At 74.3% G+C, this 18,160-nt stretch carries 14 protein-coding genes; 11 read left to right on the top strand and 3 right to left on the bottom strand.

What is annotated here, in order from left to right; genetic code table 11:
* Nucleotides 1–39 precede the first annotated feature (39 nt).
* Nucleotides 40–735, bottom strand: a complete 696-nt coding sequence (locus ACIQI7_RS37830) for a cysteine dioxygenase (protein ID WP_401119102.1) — start codon at nt 733–735, stop codon at nt 40–42.
* A gap of 624 nt (nt 736–1,359) precedes the next feature.
* Between ACIQI7_RS37830 and ACIQI7_RS37825 the strand changes: the two genes are divergently transcribed.
* The 3 genes from ACIQI7_RS37825 to ACIQI7_RS37815 all read left to right on the top strand — a co-directional run bounded on the left by ACIQI7_RS37825 (nt 1,360) and on the right by ACIQI7_RS37815 (nt 7,441).
* Nucleotides 1,360–1,632, top strand: a complete 273-nt coding sequence (locus ACIQI7_RS37825) for a WhiB family transcriptional regulator (protein ID WP_030062195.1) — start codon at nt 1,360–1,362, stop codon at nt 1,630–1,632.
* A 226-nt stretch (nt 1,633–1,858) separates the two neighbouring features.
* Nucleotides 1,859–5,710, top strand: a complete 3,852-nt coding sequence (locus ACIQI7_RS37820) for a glycosyltransferase (protein ID WP_401119099.1) — start codon at nt 1,859–1,861, stop codon at nt 5,708–5,710.
* 6 nt (nt 5,711–5,716) lie between these two features.
* Entirely contained in the window at nt 5,717–7,441 is a 1,725-nt protein-coding gene (locus ACIQI7_RS37815) for a DUF5719 family protein (protein WP_401119096.1), read from the top strand.
* Between the two features lie 42 nt (nt 7,442–7,483).
* Here the strand turns inward: ACIQI7_RS37815 and ACIQI7_RS37810 are convergent, their stop codons facing one another.
* A complete protein-coding gene (locus ACIQI7_RS37810; protein ID WP_401119094.1) occupies nt 7,484–7,936 on the bottom strand; it encodes a metallopeptidase family protein in 453 nt (150 codons plus the stop codon).
* Nucleotides 7,937–8,100: 164 nt separating this feature from the next.
* On the opposite strand from ACIQI7_RS37810, the gene ACIQI7_RS37805 reads away from it, so the two are divergent.
* The 7 genes from ACIQI7_RS37805 (at nt 8,101) to ACIQI7_RS37775 (ending at nt 15,321) form a co-directional block, all read left to right on the top strand.
* Entirely contained in the window at nt 8,101–8,466 is a 366-nt protein-coding gene (locus ACIQI7_RS37805) for a DUF3499 domain-containing protein (RefSeq protein ID WP_280686050.1), read from the top strand.
* Between the two features lie 129 nt (nt 8,467–8,595).
* On the top strand, nt 8,596–9,981 hold the full coding sequence (locus ACIQI7_RS37800; RefSeq protein WP_401119091.1) for a phosphomannomutase/phosphoglucomutase: 1,386 nt from the start codon (nt 8,596–8,598) through the stop codon (nt 9,979–9,981).
* 120 nt (nt 9,982–10,101) lie between these two features.
* Entirely contained in the window at nt 10,102–10,284 is a 183-nt protein-coding gene (locus ACIQI7_RS37795; protein ID WP_387760714.1) for a Trm112 family protein, read from the top strand.
* A gap of 143 nt (nt 10,285–10,427) precedes the next feature.
* On the top strand, nt 10,428–11,684 hold the full coding sequence (locus ACIQI7_RS37790) for an SIS domain-containing protein (RefSeq protein ID WP_401119087.1): 1,257 nt from the start codon (nt 10,428–10,430) through the stop codon (nt 11,682–11,684).
* A 95-nt stretch (nt 11,685–11,779) separates the two neighbouring features.
* The gene (locus tag ACIQI7_RS37785) at nt 11,780–12,757 is read left to right on the top strand and encodes a cation diffusion facilitator family transporter (protein WP_401119085.1); all 978 of its coding nucleotides are present in this window, start codon (nt 11,780–11,782) and stop codon (nt 12,755–12,757) included.
* Nucleotides 12,758–13,078: 321 nt separating this feature from the next.
* Nucleotides 13,079–14,527 carry an adenosylhomocysteinase gene (gene ahcY / locus ACIQI7_RS37780; RefSeq protein ID WP_387760717.1) on the top strand — a complete coding sequence of 483 codons (1,449 nt, stop codon included), beginning with the start codon at nt 13,079–13,081 and terminating at the stop codon, nt 14,525–14,527.
* A 155-nt stretch (nt 14,528–14,682) separates the two neighbouring features.
* A complete protein-coding gene (locus tag ACIQI7_RS37775) occupies nt 14,683–15,321 on the top strand; it encodes a hypothetical protein (RefSeq protein ID WP_387760718.1) in 639 nt (212 codons plus the stop codon).
* Nucleotides 15,322–15,381: 60 nt separating this feature from the next.
* Here the strand turns inward: ACIQI7_RS37775 and ACIQI7_RS37770 are convergent, their stop codons facing one another.
* On the bottom strand, nt 15,382–16,422 hold the full coding sequence (locus tag ACIQI7_RS37770; protein WP_401119080.1) for an RDD family protein: 1,041 nt from the start codon (nt 16,420–16,422) through the stop codon (nt 15,382–15,384).
* A gap of 308 nt (nt 16,423–16,730) precedes the next feature.
* On the opposite strand from ACIQI7_RS37770, the gene ACIQI7_RS37765 reads away from it, so the two are divergent.
* Nucleotides 16,731–17,735 carry a stage II sporulation protein M gene (locus ACIQI7_RS37765; RefSeq protein WP_401119077.1) on the top strand — a complete coding sequence of 335 codons (1,005 nt, stop codon included), beginning with the start codon at nt 16,731–16,733 and terminating at the stop codon, nt 17,733–17,735.
* Nucleotides 17,736–18,160: the final 425 nt, after the last annotated feature.

The raw sequence follows: 18,160 nt of genomic DNA, 5'->3' as shown, positions 1-18,160 counted from the left end.
GCTCATCCTGCCACGGTCGGACTGCCCGTCAGCCGGTGGTCAGTGCGACCCGGCCTGCGCCTGCCGCCCGGGGTGCTGCTCCGGGTGCTGCTCGGGGACGGCGGGGGCGCCGTACTGGTTCATCTCGGTCAGGCCGGGGGCGTAGAGGTGGATGGACACGGCGGGTTCGAGGGCGCCGTTGACGACCTCGTGCAGGTAGCCGGAGGAGAACACCCGCTGCCCGCCGGGCCGCAGCACCCGGGCCCCGGAGCCGATGGGGGTCCCCCCGGCCGAAGGCTGGGGGAGGGTGAGGGAGCGCTCGATCAGCTCGCCCCGGACGACGCTCATCACGCCGGAGGACTCGCCGTGGTCGTGGAAGCCGCTGGACTGGCCGGGCAGCCAGCTGAGCAGCCAGACCTCGTAGCCGGGGCCGGTCTCCAGCCGGGCGTACCAGCGGGTCAGCGCGTCGTAGCGGACCAGCGGCTCCCAGCGGTCGCGGTCGGCGGCGATCTCGCGCACCAGCCGGGCGTACCCGGCGACGGTGGTGGGGTGGGCGGGCAGGTCGGTGCGGGCCAGGTGCGGGAAGGCGAGCGGGTCGCCCGCGATGGAGACGTCGCTGAGGCCGTCGGCCCACCGGGCGGTCCGGGCGTCGGCGGTGGTTCCGGTGCGGGCGGGGGCGGTACGGGCGGTGGCGGGGCCACGGCGGGCGAGCTTGTTGCGGTCGCGGTTCCGCTCGCGGATGCGGATCATGCGCACGGGAGTCGTCCTCGGAGGAGTCGGCCGGGTTCGTCGGGATCGGCCGGATCCGGGATGTCCTGGGACGGGAGTCGCGGGCGGCCTCTGTGCTTCCTGGGGGCGGCGCGCGGTGGGACGCGGGCGCCTAGATACAGCAGGAACAGAGGCGACAACAGAAGTTCACGGCACGGCGGAGGGCGGAACCGCTCCGGGGGCTGGCGAACTCTGACATAGAGGCAAGGAGACCGCATCCGCGGGGGCGGTGTCAAACCGCAGGATGCGGCATTCGGGTGGGTTAAGTCCGGATCTTGCCCTGATGGGGTGATTCATCACTCTCTATGTTTCGATGGGAAGATCGCCGGGAAGGCAGGCCGATGACCGGCCTGTGGCGGTGACCGTGCGTCACCTGGTGAATGGTTGCGGATGGTTCGGCACTGTTCAGGACCTTGAGGCAGAAGGTCCGATGTGTCCGGATATGTACACTATTCGTAACGGCTTGGTGCCAGGGAGTGAATCCCGGCCCCAATACCAGAGCTCGGCTTGACTGGGCCAGAGTGACGCAACTGTAATTTCACTCGTGTCGTCAGCCGCACGAGGCAACGGCAACCACGGGGACGCCAAGTAGGGGCAGAGGAGGCGCGCCACATGAGCGAGCTCTTTGAGCTGTTGATCGGGGACGGCATCGCGGAGGACGAGGAGGAACTCGGTTGGCAGGAGCGCGCGTTGTGCGCCCAGACCGACCCCGAGTCCTTCTTCCCCGAGAAGGGCGGCTCCACCCGCGAGGCCAAGAAGGTCTGCCTCGCCTGCGAGGTCCGTTCGGAATGCCTGGAGTACGCGCTCGCCAATGACGAGCGCTTCGGCATCTGGGGAGGCCTGTCCGAGCGCGAGCGCCGTCGGCTCAAGAAGAGCGCGGTCTGACCGGGCGGCCCCTGCCCCCCGCTGACCAACCGACAACGACGGACAGCCGCACAGCTGTACGGGCGCCTCACCGCGACGGTGGGGCGCTTTCGTGTTCCCCGGGCCCCCTTCACCGTCTCCGCACGCACACCCCGGACGAACCGGCCACCCGGAGCCGTTAGTGTGGTGCGCCATCCGGTTGCCGTTCACCGGCTGTGTCCACCGAGAACTGGGGCCCGCGCACTCGATGACCGTCTACAGCCACCAGAGCGGCTACACCGCTTCCCGGCCGCCCGCCTACCCGCGCCACCTGGTCACCGCCGTGGTCGTCTCGCACGACGGCGCCCGCTGGCTCCCGCAGGCCCTGGCCGGCCTCCTCGGTCAGGACCGCCAGGTCCAGCGGATCCTCGCCGTGGACACCGGATCCACCGACAACTCCCCGCAACTGCTCGCCGACACCCTCGCCGACTGGCTGCCCGACAGCGGCCCGCTGGTCCTCGGCCGCCGGGCCGGCTTCGGCACCGCCGTCGCCGAGGCCGTGTCGGGCAGCGCGCCGCTGCGCGCGGAGGACCTGCCGTACCGGCTCGACCCCTCCGGCTACGACCCGGTCACCGGCGGCTGGGACGACTTCGGCGACCCGCTCGCCCAGGAGGACGACCTCGGCCGCGGCGGCCCGCGCGAGACCCGGCCGGTCGAGTGGCTCTGGCTGCTGCACGACGACTGCGAACCGCAGACCGACGCGCTGCGCCGACTGCTCCAGGTCGCCGACTCCACCCCCAGCGCCGCCGTGGTCGGCCCCAAGCTGCGCAGCTGGTACGACCGCCGCCAGCTCCTGGAGGTCGGCGTCACCATCGCCCGCTCCGGCCGCCGCTGGACCGGCCTCGACCGCCGCGAGCAGGACCAGGGGCAGCACGACCAGGTCCGTCCGGTGCTCGCCGTCTCCAGCGCCGGAATGCTGGTGCGCCGGGACGTCTTCGAGGAGCTCGGCGGCTTCGACAGGGCCCTCCCGCTGATGCGGGACGACACCGACTTCTGCTGGCGGGTCAACGCCGCCGGCCACCGGGTGGTGGTCGCCCCCGACGCCGTGCTGCGGCACGCCGAGGCGTCCGCCCGCGAGCGCCGCGCGATCGACTGCGGCCCCTCCCACCCGCACCGGGTGGACAAGGCCGGCGCCGTCTACACCCTGCTCGCCAACTGCAAGGGCGTGCTCTTCCCCTACGTCCTGCTGCGACTGGTGCTCGGCACCCTGGTGCGGGCCGTCACCAACCTGCTCGGCAAGGACCCGCGCCAGGCGTTCGACGAACTCGCCGGCCTCGGCCACGAACTCGTCCGCTTCCCGAGGCTGCTGGCCGCGCGCAAGCGCCGCGCCCGGTCCCGGGCGGCGGACGCCCTGGACGACCGCACGCTCTTCCCGGCCCCCGGCGCCACCACCCGGCTGGCGATCGAGGGCGTGGTCGGCTCGCTCGGGATAGGGGGCGGCGACGACACCGGCGGCCGGCACGGCTCGGCCGAGGCCGGCGGCGACGAGGACGCCGAGGACCTGGTCGTCGAGCAGTTCGCGCTGCTCAAGAAGCTCGCCCGGCGCCCGGCGCCGGTGCTGTTCGCCGCCCTGCTGGTGTTCGCGCTGGTCGCCTGTCGCGGCCTGCTCGGCGGCGGCGGGCTGTTCGGCGGCGCCCTGCTGCCCGCGGCCGACGGCGCCGGCGGCCTCTGGTCGATGTACGCCGACGCCTGGCACCCGGTCGGCACCGGCTCCACCGCCGCCGCACCGCCGTACCTCGGCGTGCTCGCGGTGCTCTCCTGGCTGCTGTTCGACCACGCCGACCTCGCGCTCACCCTGATCGTGGTGCTCGCCGTCCCGCTGTCCGCGGTCAGCGCCTACCTGGTGTCCCGGCCGCTGCTGGACTCCAAGATGGTCCGCGCCTGGGCCAGCGCCGCCTACGCGCTGCTGCCCGCGGCGACCGGCGCGCTCGCCCAGGGCCGGATCGGCACCGCCGTGCTCGCCGTGCTGCTGCCGCCGCTGGCCCGCGCCGCCGCCATCGCGGCCGGCCTCGGCATCCGCGCGGAGAGCGCGGCCCAGGGCGCCCGCCCGGGCTGGCGCCCGGTCTGGATGACCGTCCTGCTGCTCACCCTGGCCACCGCCTTCGTCCCGATAACGTGGGCGCTCGCGGTGCCGCTCTGCCTGGCGATGCTGGTCGTCGCGGTGCTGCGCGGCGGCGCCTTCGGCTCCGGCGGCAGCGCGCTGCGGCTGCTCGGCCTGCGCGTCCTGGTGATCCTGGCGGTGCCGGTCGCGGTGCTGGCACCGTGGTCGCTCACGGTGCTGTCGCACCCGCAGTGGCTGCTGCTGGAGGCCGGACTGCCCGGACTGCACGGCGCGGGCGCGAGCGCGGCCGGCCTGCTGCTGGTCAACCCGGGCGGCGCCGGGGTGCCGCCGATCTGGCTCTCGGCCGGCGTCGTGCTGGCCGCACTGGCCGCGCTGCTGCGCGCCGACCGCCGCCGCGCGGTGCTCGCGGCATGGGGCGCGGCCGGCGCCGGACTGGTCTTCTCGGTCGTGGTGGCGGGCACCTCCGTCACCCCGGCCTCCGGCGGCCCGGCGGTGCCCGCCTGGGCCGGCCCGGCCACCCTGATCGCCGGGCTCGCCCTGCTGGCCGCCGCCGCGATCGGCGCCGACGGCGCCAACGCCCGCGTGGCCGGGATCGCCTTCGGCTGGCGCCAGCCGGTGGCCGCCCTGGTGGTGGCCGCGGCCGTGCTGGCCCCGCTGGGCACCGGCCTGTGGTGGGCGCTGACCGGCGCCGGCGGTCCGCTGCACCGCGGCCAGTCGGACCAGGTCCCGGCGTTCATCGCCGAGGAGGCCGGCACCACCGACCGGGCCCGCACCCTGGTCGTCACCGGGGAGCCGGGCGGCGGTGCGGTCCGCTACACAGTGCTGCGCGGCGCCGGTCTGACGCTCGGCCAGGCCGAGTCCACCGTCGACCCGGCGACCGGCACCCAGGACGGCCTGAACAAGATGGTCGGCAGCCTGCTGGCCGGCTCCGGCGCCGACCAGGCTAGCGCCCTGGCCGGCTACGGCATCGCCTACGTGCTGGTCCAGCAACCGGTGATCGACGTCTTCAAGGACGTCCTGGACACCACCCCCGGCCTGGTCAAGGCCAACCAGGACGGCGCCGCCGCGCTCTGGCAGGTCAACGGCACCCCCGCGGTCCGCGCGGTGATCACCGCCCCGGGCGCCAACCCGGTGGTCGTCCCGTCCGGGGCCCGCGACCTGTCCGCCACCGTCCCGGCCGGTCCGGACGGCCGGGTGCTGAGGCTCGCCGAGTCCGCCGCCCCGGAGTGGAAGGCCGCCGTGGACGGCACCGCGCTGGAGCCCACCACGGTCGACGGCTGGGCGCAGGGCTTCAAGCTCCCGGCCGCCGGCGGGAAGCTGAGCGTCACCCGGGAGGGCGGCGCCGCCCACACCGGCTGGATCTGGGCCCAGGTGCTGCTCGGCCTCACCATCCTGGTGCTGGCCCTGCCCGGCCGCCGCAGCCACAAGGACGACGACCTGCCCGAGGAGGTGGTCGCCGCCGCCGCGCTGGCCGCCGCCGCCCAGGCGCAGGCCCCCGCCCCCGGCAGCCGCCGGGCCCGCCGGATGGCCGAGCGCGGCGAGGGTGCCGAGGGCACCGAGGGCGGTGCCGACGAGTCCGGGGTGTACGACCGCCCGGGCGCGATCCCGGCGCAGCCGACCGGCGAGCCGGTGACCGGGGCCGTCCAGGCGGCCGCCGCCGTCCAGGACGCCGAGCAGTACGCCGACCCGTACCAGGCGTACCAGCAGGCCGACCCGTACAGCTACGACCAGTACGCGGCCCAGCAGCCGGTCGCCGCGCCGTACGGCGGCCAGGGGTACGACGGCCAGGGCTACGACGCGCACCGGCAGCAGGGCTACGAGCAGCCGTACCAGCCCGCCGAGCAGCAGCCGTACGGCTACGACGCCCACGGGTACGACGGCAGCCGGCAGCCGGAGCAGCAGCCCTGGGAGCCCGGCCGGCAGGGCGAGCCCTACTACGACCCGAACGACCCCAACGGCCCCGGCCGGTACCCGCACCAGCACGGATCGGGGAGCTGACCCGCGATGAAGAAGCCCGCATTCAGGAAGAAGTCCGGCGCCGCCGAGCCGACCGGGCCCGCCTTCGCGGCGGAGCCGTCCGGCCCGGCCGAGGCCGCCCGCTCCGGTCGCGGCCCGTTCGGCGGAGGGTCCGGGGCCGGCGGCGCGGCCAGGACCACCCAGTCCCTGCTCGCCGCGGCCGTGGTGCTCGCGGCGGTGTTCGGCATCGCCCAGCTGCGCGCGCCGGCCGTCCCGGCCAAGGCGGCCACCGGCGCCGCCCCGACCACCGCGCAGGTAGAGCGAACGTCGGCGGTCTGCCCCCAGCCGGTCCAGGGCCTGACCGGCTCGACCACGCTCACCGCCTACACCCCGCCCGGGACGGGCTCCGCCACCGGCGGGGCCGGCTGGCTCTCCGACGCGGCCGCGCCCGCCGTGCCCGCCGCCCAGCCGACCGCCGCGCCGGCGGCCCCGGCTCCGCCCGCCGCCCCGGCGCCGACCGGTTCGGCCGCCCCGAGCGCCCCGGTCCAGGACAAGAACGCGGCGCCCGCCGACGCCCGGCTGACCGTGCCCAAGCCCGGCACCCCCGCCACCGGCCCGGCCGCCAACGGCGACACCGCGCCCGGCACCGGGGCCGTCGCCACCGGCGCCCTCGCCCCCGGCTTCACCGTCACCCAGACCACGGTGGTCACCGAGCAGCGCGGCCTGGGCCTGTCCGGCCTGACCTGCACCCCGGCCGGGACGAGCTTCTGGTTCGCCGGGGCCAGCACCGCCGGCGACCGGGTCGACTACGTCAGCCTGGTCAACCCCGAGTCCTCCGCCGCGGTGGTGGACATCAAGCTGTACGGCGACAAGGGCCTGATCGACAACGACGCCGCGAACGGCATCACCGTCTCGCCCGGCAGCTCCCAGGCCGTCCTGCTGTCCACCCTCAGCAAGGGCGCCGTCGCCGACCTCGCGGTGCACGTGGTGGTGCGCTCCGGACGGGTCGGTGCCGCGCTGCACGCCGCCGACGCCGGCAAGGGCGCCGACTGGATCCCGGCCTCGGCCGACCCGGCACCCGTCCAGGTGCTGCCCGGCCTGCCCGCCGACACCGCCTCCGCCCGCCTGGTGGTCTGGGCGCCGCCGGAGGACGACGCCGACCTGAAGGTCCAACTGTCCGGCAAGAACGGCTGGTTCAGCCCGGCCGGCAACGAGTCGATCCACGTCAAGGCGGGCATGGTGGCCGCCGTCGACCTCGGCAAGGTCACCCGGGACGAGGTCGCCGGGCTGCGGCTGTCGCCCAGCGACGACAAGCACCGCACCCCGGTGGTGGCCGGGCTGCGGATCGACCGGGCGGCGGCCAACGGCAAGAGCGACGCGGCCTGGCTGGCCGGCAGCAACCCGGTCGGCGCCCGCGCCACCGTCGCCGACAACCGGGCCGGCGCCTCCACGCTCTACCTGACCTCCAGCGGCGAGGCCGCCACCGTCCGGGTCACCGCCTCGGCCGGCAGCGGCGGCGGCACCCCGGCCACCAAGGAGGTCCAGCTCCCGGCCGGCGGCACGGTCGCCCTCCCGGCACCCGAGCCCGCCGGGCTGAACGGCGTCTTCGCGCTCACCGTGGAGACCGTCTCAGGCGGCCCGGTGACGGCGGCCCGGATGCTGTCGCTGCCGGCCAAGGACGTGCCGATGTTCACCGTCCAGGCGCTGCGCGACGACCGCAGCACCGTCAAGGTCCCGCAGGCCGGCCAGGACCCGGGCGTCGTGCTGCGCTGAGCGGCCGACGGGGCGGCACCTCCGGGTGCCGCCCCGTCGGGCTCAGTCCTCGTCGTAGCGCGGGTCGATGGCGTCCGGGGACAGCCCCAGCAGCTCGGCGACCTGCTCGATCAGGATCTCGTGCACCAGCGCCGCGCGGTCCTCCCGGGTCTTCGCCCGGATCTCCACCGGCCGCCGGTACACCACGATCTGGCTCTTGCGCCCCTGCTGGCCCGGCGAGACCCGCCCCAGCGGCACGCCGTCGTCGGCGTCGGCGCCGTCCGGCTCGTGCAGCGGCACCTCCTGGACGGCGAACTCCACCTCGATCAGCTGCGGCCAACGCCGTTCGAGACGCTCCACCGACTCGCGCACGTAGTCGTCGAACAGTTCGGAGCGGGTGAGCGAGATCGGCACCTGGGGCGGCGCCAGCGGGCCGCGCAGGCCCCTGCCGTGCCGGTCGCGGTGCCGGGGGCGGCGCGCTGGGCCTGTCGATGACTGCGGTGCGGAGCTGTCCATATCACTGCCGAGGGTAGTCCTTGGACGGTCGGAAGTGGACCACTCCGACGGGGAATCGCACGGGGCGGCGGATACACGCCCCCGGCGCCCGGACGGCGACACGGCACCCCCTCCGGGCAGGCGGTCTTCGCTCCCCGGCGGGGAGTGCGGTACCGTCCACCCTCGTGAGCTCTGTACGTCGTTGTTCGCGGACCGCGTGCGGCCGGCCGGCCGTCGCGACGCTGACGTACGTCTACGCGGACTCCACCGCCGTCCTCGGGCCGCTCGCCACCTACGCCGAGCCGCACTGCTACGACCTGTGCGCCGAGCACGCCGAGCGCCTCACCGCCCCGCGCGGCTGGGAGGTCGTCCGGCTCGCCGCCGAGGCCGGGCCGCTGCGCCGCAGCAGCGACGACCTGGAGGCACTGGCCAACGCCGTGCGCGAGGCCGCCCGCCCGCAGACCCCCCGTCAGGGCCGCGCCCCCGAGGGCGAGTCCACCGAGGGCGGCCGCCGCGGCCACCTCCGGGTCCTGCGCTCGCCCGACAACTGAGGACTCACCCGGCACGGGGCGTTCGTCCGGCCCGGGTACGCTGCCCGTCTACCGTCACCGCGCCCGTCTGCCGGACGCGCGGTGGCCCAGACGTTCCGTGATCAGTCCTAAGACCAGGGTGGAGCCGCAGTGCGCGACCTCAAGCAGCTCGTGAAGGCGTACGACGTCCGGGGCGTCGTCCCGGACCAGTGGGACGAGAGCCTGTCCCGGGCCTTCGGCGCCGCGTTCGTGCAGGTCACCGGCGCGACCGCGATCGTGGTCGGGCACGACATGCGGCCCTCCTCCCCGTCGCTGAGCGTGGCCTTCGCCGAGGGCGCCGCGTCCTACGGCGCCGACGTGGTGCAGATCGGGCTGTGCTCCACCGACCAGCTGTACTACGCCAGCGGCAGCCTCGACCTGCCCGGCGCGATGTTCACCGCCAGCCACAACCCGGCCCAGTACAACGGCATCAAGCTGTGCCGGGCCGGCGCCGCCCCGGTCGGCCAGGACACCGGCCTGTCCGAGATCCGCGAGCTGGTCGAGTCCTGGACCGCCGAGGACGACACCGTCACCGTCCCGGTCAAGGACGTGGAGCCGGGCTCGCTCTCCGCCCAGGACACCCTGCGCGGCTACGCCGACCACCTGCTGGGCCTGGTCGACCTCACCGCGATCCGTCCGCTGAAGGTCGCCGTGGACGCCGGCAACGGCATGGGCGGCCACACCGTGCCGACCGTCTTCGACGGCCTGCCGATCGAGCTCGTCCCGATGTACTTCGAGCTGGACGGCACCTTCCCGAACCACGAGGCCAACCCGCTCGACCCGAAGAACCTGGTCGACCTCCAGGCCAAGGTCCGCGAGGTCGGCGCCGACCTGGGCCTGGCCTTCGACGGCGACGCCGACCGCTGCTTCGTCGTGGACGAGCGCGGCGAGCCGGTCTCCCCGTCCGCGATCACCGCCCTGGTCGCCGCCCGCGAGATCGCCCGCGCCCGGGCCGCCGGCGAGGCCGAGCCGACGATCATCCACAACCTGATCACCTCCTGGACCGTCCCCGAGGTGGTCCGCGAGCTCGGCGCCAAGCCGGTGCGCACCCGGGTCGGCCACTCCTTCATCAAGCAGGAGATGGCCGAGACCGACGCCGTCTTCGGCGGCGAGCACTCCGCGCACTACTACTTCCGCGACTTCTGGCGCGCCGACACCGGCATGCTGGCCGCGCTGCACGTGCTGGCCGCGCTCGGCGGGCAGCCGGGCACGCTGTCCGAGCTCACCGCGGAGTACGACCGCTACGCCGCCTCCGGCGAGATCAACAGCACCGTGGCCGACCAGGCCGCCAGCACCGCCGCCGTCCGCGCCGCCTACGCGGGCGCGGAGGGCGTCACGGTGGACGAGCTGGACGGCCTGACCGTGGCCGGCCCGGACTGGTGGTTCAACCTGCGCGCCTCCAACACCGAGCCGCTGCTGCGCCTGAACGTCGAGGCCAAGGACCCGGCCAGGATGGCCGAGCTGCGCGACGGCGTGCTCGCCGTCGTCCGCGGCTGACCCCGCGCCCGAGCACCGCGACCGGGGCCCGCGCCTGATCACGGGCCCCGGTGCCCCGGCCGGTAGGGTTTCCTAACGGCCGGGGCACCTCCGTGCCACCCACGAACCCTGGAGAGCCCCATGAAGCTCGAATCCTTCCTGCTGGAGATCCTGCTCTGCCCGCAGTGCCGGGCCACGCTCGTCGAGGGCGGCACCGAGGAGCAGCCCGAGCTGGTCTGCACCGGTACGGACTGCGGCCTCGCGTACCCGGTCCGCGAGGGCATTCCGGTCCTCCTGGTGGACGAGGCCCGCCGCCCGGCCTGATCCTGGGGGCGAAGCCCCGACTTCGACGTTCCACCGCAGGTCGCGAAAGGCTTCCCCGCACCCGCGGGGGGCCGGCCGCCCCGTCCCGACCGCCCGGCGCGCAACGGAACGCGCGCCCAGGACCGCAGCCGGAGGTTTGCCGCATGCTCGACGACACCCTGCTCGACGATCCGGCCGCCCTCCGGCGCGCCGACCGCGACCGCGCCCTGCTGGCCCTGGCCGGCGCCGGCGCGCGGGTCCGCACCGCGCTGCGGCAGGCCGAGGCGGCCGGCCTGGACCGGCTGCGTCCGGACGGCCGCCCGCGCGCCGTCCTGGTCGCCGGGCACGGCAGCGCGCTGACCGCCGCCGAGATGCTGTCCGCGCTGGCCGGTACGGCCTCCCTGGTCACCCCGCTGCCGCCGACCGAGGCGGCCGCCCCGCGCGCCGACCGGGCCGGCGCCCCGCCCGCCCTCACCGCCGGGCTCGGCTGGCAGCTGCCCGGCTGGGCGGGCCCGCTGGACCTGCTGGTGATCAGCTCCGCCGACGGCGGCGAGCAGGGCCTGGTCGGCCTCGCCGAGCAGGCGTACGCGCGCGGCTGCGCGATCGTCGTCACCGCCCCGCCCGGCAGCGCGCTGGCCGAGGCCGCGCTGCAGGTGCGCGCGCTGCCGCTGCCGTTCGTGGCCTCGGTGGCGCCGGAGGACCTCGCCCCCGTCCCGGCCGCCGAGCCGGACCTGCCGCCCGAGGACCCGGCGGCGCTCTGGTCCCACCTCACCCCGCTGCTGGCGCTCGCCCAGAAGATCGGACTCACCCAGCTCCCGTACGACGCGCTGCCGGCCGTCGCCGACCTGCTGGACGCCACCGCCGTGCGCTGCCGCCCGGACGCCGCCGCGTACACCAACCCGGCGAAGGGCCTGGCCGCCCGGCTGGCCGGGACGGTCCCGCTGCTGTGGGCCGAGGGCCCGATCGCCGGGGCGGCCGTCGCCCGGTTCGCCGCCCAGCTGGCCGACCGGGCCGGCCGCCCGGCGCTGGCCGGGCCGCTGCCGCAGGTGCTCACCGCCCACCGGGGCATGTTCACCGGGCAGTTGGGCGGGGGCGCCGACCCGGACGACTTCTTCCGCGACCGCGTCGAGGAGCCGGACCCGCTGCACCTCCAGGTGCTGCTGCTGCGGCACGCCCCGGGCGCGGCCGGTACGGCGGAGGACGGGCAGGACGGGCAGGACGGCCCGGCCGAGGTGCCGGAGGACGACCCCGGGCCGCGCGGCTTCGGGGTGACCAGGGCGCACCGGCTGGCCGCCGCGCACGACGTCCGGCTGACCGAGTACGCGAGCGCCCGGCCGGACGCGCTGCACGCGCTGGCCGACCTGGTCGCGCTGACCGACTTCGCCGCCGTCTACCTGGGGCTCGCCGCCGCGCAGTCCTGAGACGTCGGCCGGTCGGAGCCCCCCGGCCGGTACGGTAAGCGCTCGACGAGCAGATCGCCCCGTCGAGCAGATCGACCCGTGAGGATTGCGAAGGCATGAGTACCGAAGGCGGCACCAAGGCACTGATCGCGGCGCTGTCCGCGAACCTGGCGATCGCGGCGGCCAAGTTCACCGCCTTCGGCTTCACCGGCTCCTCCTCGATGCTGGCCGAGGGCGTGCACTCGGTGGCCGACTCCGGCAACCAGGTGCTGCTGCTGGTCGGCGGCAAGCGGGCGCGCCGGGCGGCCGACGAGGAGCACCCCTTCGGGTACGGCCGCGAGCGCTACGTGTACGGCTTCCTGGTGGCCATCGTGCTGTTCAGCGTCGGTGGCCTGTTCGCGGTCTACGAAGGCTGGCACAAGATCAGCCACCCGGAGACGCTGGACGCCTGGGGCTGGGCCGTCGGCGTGCTGGTCTTCGCCATCGCCATGGAGGGCTGGTCCTTCCTGACCGCGATGCGGGAGTCCAGCAAGGCCAAGGGCCGACAGGGCTGGGTGCAGTTCATCCGCACCGCCAAGGCGCCGGAGCTGCCGGTGGTGCTGCTGGAGGACACCGGCGCGCTGATCGGCCTGGTGCTCGCGCTGTTCGGCGTCGGGCTCACCGTGATCACCGGGGACGGTGTCTGGGACGGCGTCGGCACCTTGTGCATCGGCGTGCTGCTGGTGGCGATCGCCGTGGTGCTCGCCCTGGAGACCAAGTCGCTGCTGCTCGGCGAGTCGGCCGACAAGGAGTCGGTGCACCGGATCCGCGAGGCGCTGGTGGACGGTGAGACGGTCACCCGGGTGATCCACATGCGCACCCTGCACCTCGGCCCGGAGGAGCTGCTGGTCGCCGCCAAGGTGGCCGTCAACGCGGAGGACAGCGCGGCCCGGGTGGCGGAGGCGATCGACGCCGCCGAGGAGCGGGTCCGCGCGGCCGTCCCGATCGCCCGGGCGATCTACCTGGAGCCCGACGTCTACAGCGCCGAGAAGGCCGCGGCGGGCGACGACCCGGCCGCCACGCCGGGCGGTCCCGGCCCGGGCGGGGCGCACTGACCCCGGTCCGCGGCCGGGCCCGGGAGCGGGTCGGGGCGGGGGCCGAAATCGGTCATCGGCGGACGACCGGCAGGGCCGTCGGTGTAGATTCGTCACCAGAGCCAGAACGTCGCTGCTGATGGCGGTCGATCGGCGGTCGGCACCCGTGGGGTGTGCGCCGGTCGAGGGAGAGAGGTCCTCCGACGGTTTGTGCTGCGCAACGGAAGCCGGTCCACCACCACGGACCCGGCCCTTCCGGCGTGGCCGTGCACCCGTACGGCCTGACGCGCGCGACGCACGCCCGGACCTATGGCCCCACCCCCCTCAGCGAGGAGCAGACGCATGTCGACCGACATCACCGGTGACTTCAAGGTCGCCGACCTTTCCCTGGCGCCGTTCGGCCGCAAGGAGATCCAGCTGGCCGAGCACGAGATGCCCGGTCTGATGGCGATCCGCGCCGAGTACGCCGAGGCGCAGCCGCTGGCCGGCGCCCGGATCACCGGCTCGCTGCACATGACCGTGCAGACCGCCGTCCTGATCGAGACCCTGACGGCGCTCGGTGCCGAGGTCCGCTGGTGCTCCTGCAACATCTTCTCCACCCAGGACCACGCGGCCGCGGCCATCGCCGTCGGCCCGGAGGGCACCCCGGAGAACCCGCAGGGCGTGCCGGTCTTCGCCTGGAAGGGCGAGACCCTGGAGGAGTACTGGTGGTGCACCGAGCAGGCCCTGACCTGGCCTGACGGCAAGACCCCGAACATGATCCTGGACGACGGCGGCGACGCCACCCTGCTGATCCACAAGGGCGTCGAGTTCGAGAAGGCCGGTGCCGCGCCGGACCCGTCCACCGCGGACAACGACGAGTTCCGGATCATCCTGGAGCTGCTCAACCGCACCCTCAAGGACACCCCGAACAAGTGGACCGAGGTCGCCGCCACGATCAAGGGCGTGACCGAGGAGACCACCACCGGTGTCCACCGCCTGTACGAGATGCACCGTGACGGCAAGCTGCTGTTCCCGGCCATCAACGTCAACGACGCCGTCACCAAGTCGAAGTTCGACAACAAGTACGGCTGCCGCCACTCGCTGATCGACGGCATCAACCGCGCCACCGACGTCCTGATCGGCGGCAAGGTCGCCGTCGTCGCCGGCTACGGCGACGTGGGCAAGGGCTGCGCCGAGTCGCTGCGCGGCCAGGGCGCCCGCGTGATCATCACCGAGATCGACCCGATCTGCGCGCTCCAGGCCGCGATGGACGGCTACCAGGTCACCACCCTGGAGGAGGTCGTCTCGATCGCCGACATCTTCATCACCACCACGGGCAACAAGGACATCATCCTCGCCTCGCACATGGAGAAGATGAAGCACCAGGCGATCGTCGGCAACATCGGCCACTTCGACAACGAGATCGACATCGCGGGCCTGTCGAAGCTGCCGGGCATCGTGAAGACCGAGGTCAAGCCGCAGGTCCACGAGTGGCGCTTCGCGGACGGCCACACCATCATCATGCTGTCCGAGGGCCGCCTGCTGAACCTGGGCAACGCGACCGGCCACCCGTCCTTCGTGATGTCCAACTCCTTCGCCAACCAGACGATCGCCCAGATCGAGCTGTTCACGAAGACCGAGCAGTACCCGATCGGCGTCTACGTGCTGCCGAAGCACCTGGACGAGAAGGTCGCCCGCCTGCACCTCGACGCGCTGGGCGTGAAGCTGACCACCCTGACCCAGGAGCAGGCCGACTACATCGGCGTTCCGGTCGAGGGCCCGTACAAGGCGGAGCAGTACCGCTACTGACCGCATCGCCTGACGGTCCGACGGCCGGCGCCCTTCCTCCGGGGGCGCCGGCCGTCGGCGTCGGCGGGGCGGCGGCGCCTTGTCGCGCCGTCCGCCGCTCTAATGCGGGCACCGGGCGGAAGGTTGCACGCGGACGCGCACGTAGGCTTTCCGGCATGCCCAACGGCCGGTACTCGCTCCACGACAGCCACGACCACCTGCTGCTCGGGGAGGAACGCTTCAGCTGCGCCCCCGGCGCGGCCGGGTGGCGGTACGTCTCCAAGACCTACGCGCCGGACGGCCGGGTGCTCGGCAGCACCGACCTCACGCTGGACTCGCGCGCCCGGCCGCTGCGGATGGAACTGCGGGCCGGCGGCTGGCAGGTGCGCGGCGGGGCGGTGGACGGGGTGGCCTGGGTCCGTACCGACGCCGCCGACCCCGGCGGCGAGCACGCGACGGAGGGCCACGACCGGGCGCACGCCTTCACCGGCCGCTCGCCGGGCTTCCTGGTCGCCACCGCCCGGCTGCTGCGGCTGCGGGAGGGGGCGAGCGCGCGGGTGCGGCTGGTGGCGTTCACCGAGCCGGTGCTGGCGCCGCGCACCCTCGACCAGGGATGGCTGCTGGAGGGCGTCGACACCCACGAGACGGACGAGGGGCCGCTGCTGGTGGAGCGCTACCAGGTGGCGGACCTGGAGACGGGCGAGCAGCAGGTCGTGCACCTGGCGGGCGACGTGGTGCTGGCGGCGGAGGGGATCGAGCTGGAGGAGCTGGAGTCGGCGCCGAACGCCTGGCGGGTGGGGGCGGAGGAGGAGTAGCGGGCCGTACGGCCGGAGCGGTCCGGCTCGGGCGTACCACCCGGTCCGGGGCGGACCGGTTCAGGCGGGCGGGGCGAAGCCGGTGTCCGCGGCGGGCTTGTCGAAGGACGGAGCCGGCGGTGCGGCGGGGACGGCGGGCTGGGCGGGCACCGGTGGTGCGGCGGGCGGGGCCGGAGCCACGGGCGCGGGCTGCTGCGCCGGCAGGCCGAGGACCCGGGCGGGCCGTCCGCCGACCGGGCCCGTCGGAACCGGCGCGGGGAACGGACCGGAGGCCGGGCGGGGAGCGGGCACCTGGGCGGCGGCCGGCGGGGTGAAGGCGGCCCTGCCCGTCCACAGCTGCTCCTGGGCCCGCGTCCACTCCCGCCGTTGGCGCTCGGTGAGCACCGCGCCCAGGTACGCCGCCGGGTGCAGCCCCGGGGCGATCGGGTGGCCGATCCGGTCGGACAGGTCCTCGGCCAGCCGGGTGGACATCCGGAGCATCACCGCCGGGTCCAACTGGCGGATCCGGCCGAGCAGTTGCCGGATGGCGAGCCAGAGCGGCTCCGGCACGGCGGACAGGTCCATCGCGACCAGCTCGTGGCCCATCGCCTGCAGGAGGTGCGGGTGCACCGGCGGCAGCGGGGAGGCGGAGCCGCCCGCGCCCGGGGTGCGCTCGCGGACGACCACCGTCCCGGCGAAGATGTCGCCCAGCCGCTTGCCGTCCGAGTGCACCGCCGACGTGATCACCGCCGGGGCACCGGTCAGCACGATCATCTCGAAGAAGCCGACCAGCCCGCGCACCAGCGAGTGCCGGAACCGCACCGGCCCACCGTCGGTGCGCACCACCCGCAGGCCGAGCGCGGCCTTGCCGAGCGAGCGGCCGCGGGTGAGGGTCTCGACCATCACGGGGACGGCCACCAGGAAGAAGACGGTCAGGCCGATCATCGTGGCGGCCAGCGCCGCGCCGTCCAGACCGATCAGGGCGATGCTCAGCGCCAGCGTGAACACCAGCAGGGCGGCGAACTCCACCAGCAGGTCGATCACGATCGCCAGGGCCCGGCTCGGAAGCTTCGCCGTCTGGAGGCCGAGGACGACCGCCTCACCCGTCACCAGGTTGCTCAAGACACCCGTCCGTTCACGTTCTTGGAGCCCGTACGGCTCGCGCATGGAGATCCGGCCCCGGGGAGGGCGGCGGTGCCGGGGGGAGGGAACCACCCCGGATCGGCTCCCCGTGACCCGCTCCCCGCCGTCTGATCCGCAGCCGCAAACATACGGGGCCCGGCGGGCGCACGGGAAGTGAGATCCCGACGGCCGGGGCGACGGCCCCTGCTGGCATGCTGGGCCGCACGTGTCCGCCGGCACCCGCCTGCCCGGACCGACCCGCCCGCGCACGCACGTCCGCGCCCGCCGCCGATCAGGGAGCCGCCGAAATGGACCTGGACGTCTTCGTCGCCACCCACCAGGGGGAGTGGGCCCGACTGGACGCCCTCGCCCGTCGGCGCCGGCTCAGCGGGGAGGAGGCCGACGAACTGGTCACCCTCTACCAGCGCGCCACCGGACACCTCGCCAAGGTCCAGGCCGCCGCGCCGGATCCGGCCCTGGTGAGTCGGCTGACCGGCCTGGTCTCCCGCGCCCGCAGCGCGGTGACCGGCGCCCGGACCAACGGCTGGCAGGACGTCGCCCGCTACTACACGGTGAGCTTCCCGGCCGCGCTCTACCGGGCGCGCCGCTGGTGGATCCCGGTGGCGGTCGTCTCGATGGCCGCCACCGCACTGCTCGCGTGGTGGATGGCCAGCCATCCCGAGGTCCGCAACAGCCTGATCGCGCCCGAGCACCTCCAGGAGCTGACCCGCCCCGGTGGGCAGTACGAGTCGTACTACTCGGACCGGCCGGCCAGTTCCTTCGCCGCACAGGTGTGGACGAACAACGCCTGGATCGCCGTGCAGTGCCTGCTGTTCGGGATCGCGCTGGGCATCCCGGTGCTCTACGTGATGTGGACCAACGTGCTCAACCTCGGCATCGGCGTCGGGCTGATGGCCTCCGCCGGGCGCCTCGACGTCTTCCTCGGCCTGCTCATCCCGCACGGCCTGCTGGAGCTGACCGCGGTGTTCGTGGCCGGCGGCCTCGGCCTGCGCCTCGGCTGGACCGTCATCGACCCCGGTCCGCGCACCCGGTCGGTGGCGCTGGCGGAACAGGGCCGCTCGATCATCGGCATGTCGATCGGTCTGGCGACGGTCCTGGCGGTCTCCGGCGTCCTCGAAGCCTTCGTGACCCCGTCCGGCCTGCCGACCTGGGCCCGCATCTCCATCGGTGTGCTCGCGGAGGCGGCTTTCCTCCTCTACGCCCTGGTGCTGGGCCGCCGGGCCGCCGAGGCCGGGGAGTTCGGCGATCTGGACGAGTCCGACCGGGCGGACCTCCAGCCCGTCGCCGCCTGAGCCGATGTGATCGACAGGCCCCTGACCTGCTAGTCTTCCTCTCACCCCGGTCAAACCATTGACGTGGTGAGGGTGGGCTAGTAGGTTTGAACGGTTGGGACTGACTGGACAACGGTCGGCCCCGGGCGTTAGTGTCTACGACACCGCCGAATCGAGGCGAGCGCGTTTCACGAAATGCGCGCCCTCCGACGAAGCAAATCCCGCGGACTGAACACTCCGAAAGCCTTGATAGGCTTAGGAACGAAGTCGCAGGAAATCCCGCCAGCGGGAATCGGACGAATGAAACTCCGGAAAACGGAGCGGAAAACGTCTGGTAAGCTGGAAACACGGAAGAACGAAGCCCGGAGGGCCTGCTGGAAGGCGGCTCGAAGGAAGCGTCCGTTCCTTGAGAACTCAACAGCGTGCCAAAAGTCAACGCCAGATAT

Source organism: Kitasatospora sp. NPDC092039, assembly GCF_044756065.1.
Taxonomy (GTDB): domain Bacteria; phylum Actinomycetota; class Actinomycetes; order Streptomycetales; family Streptomycetaceae; genus Kitasatospora.
This window is presented reverse-complemented; position numbering and strand designations above follow the sequence as displayed.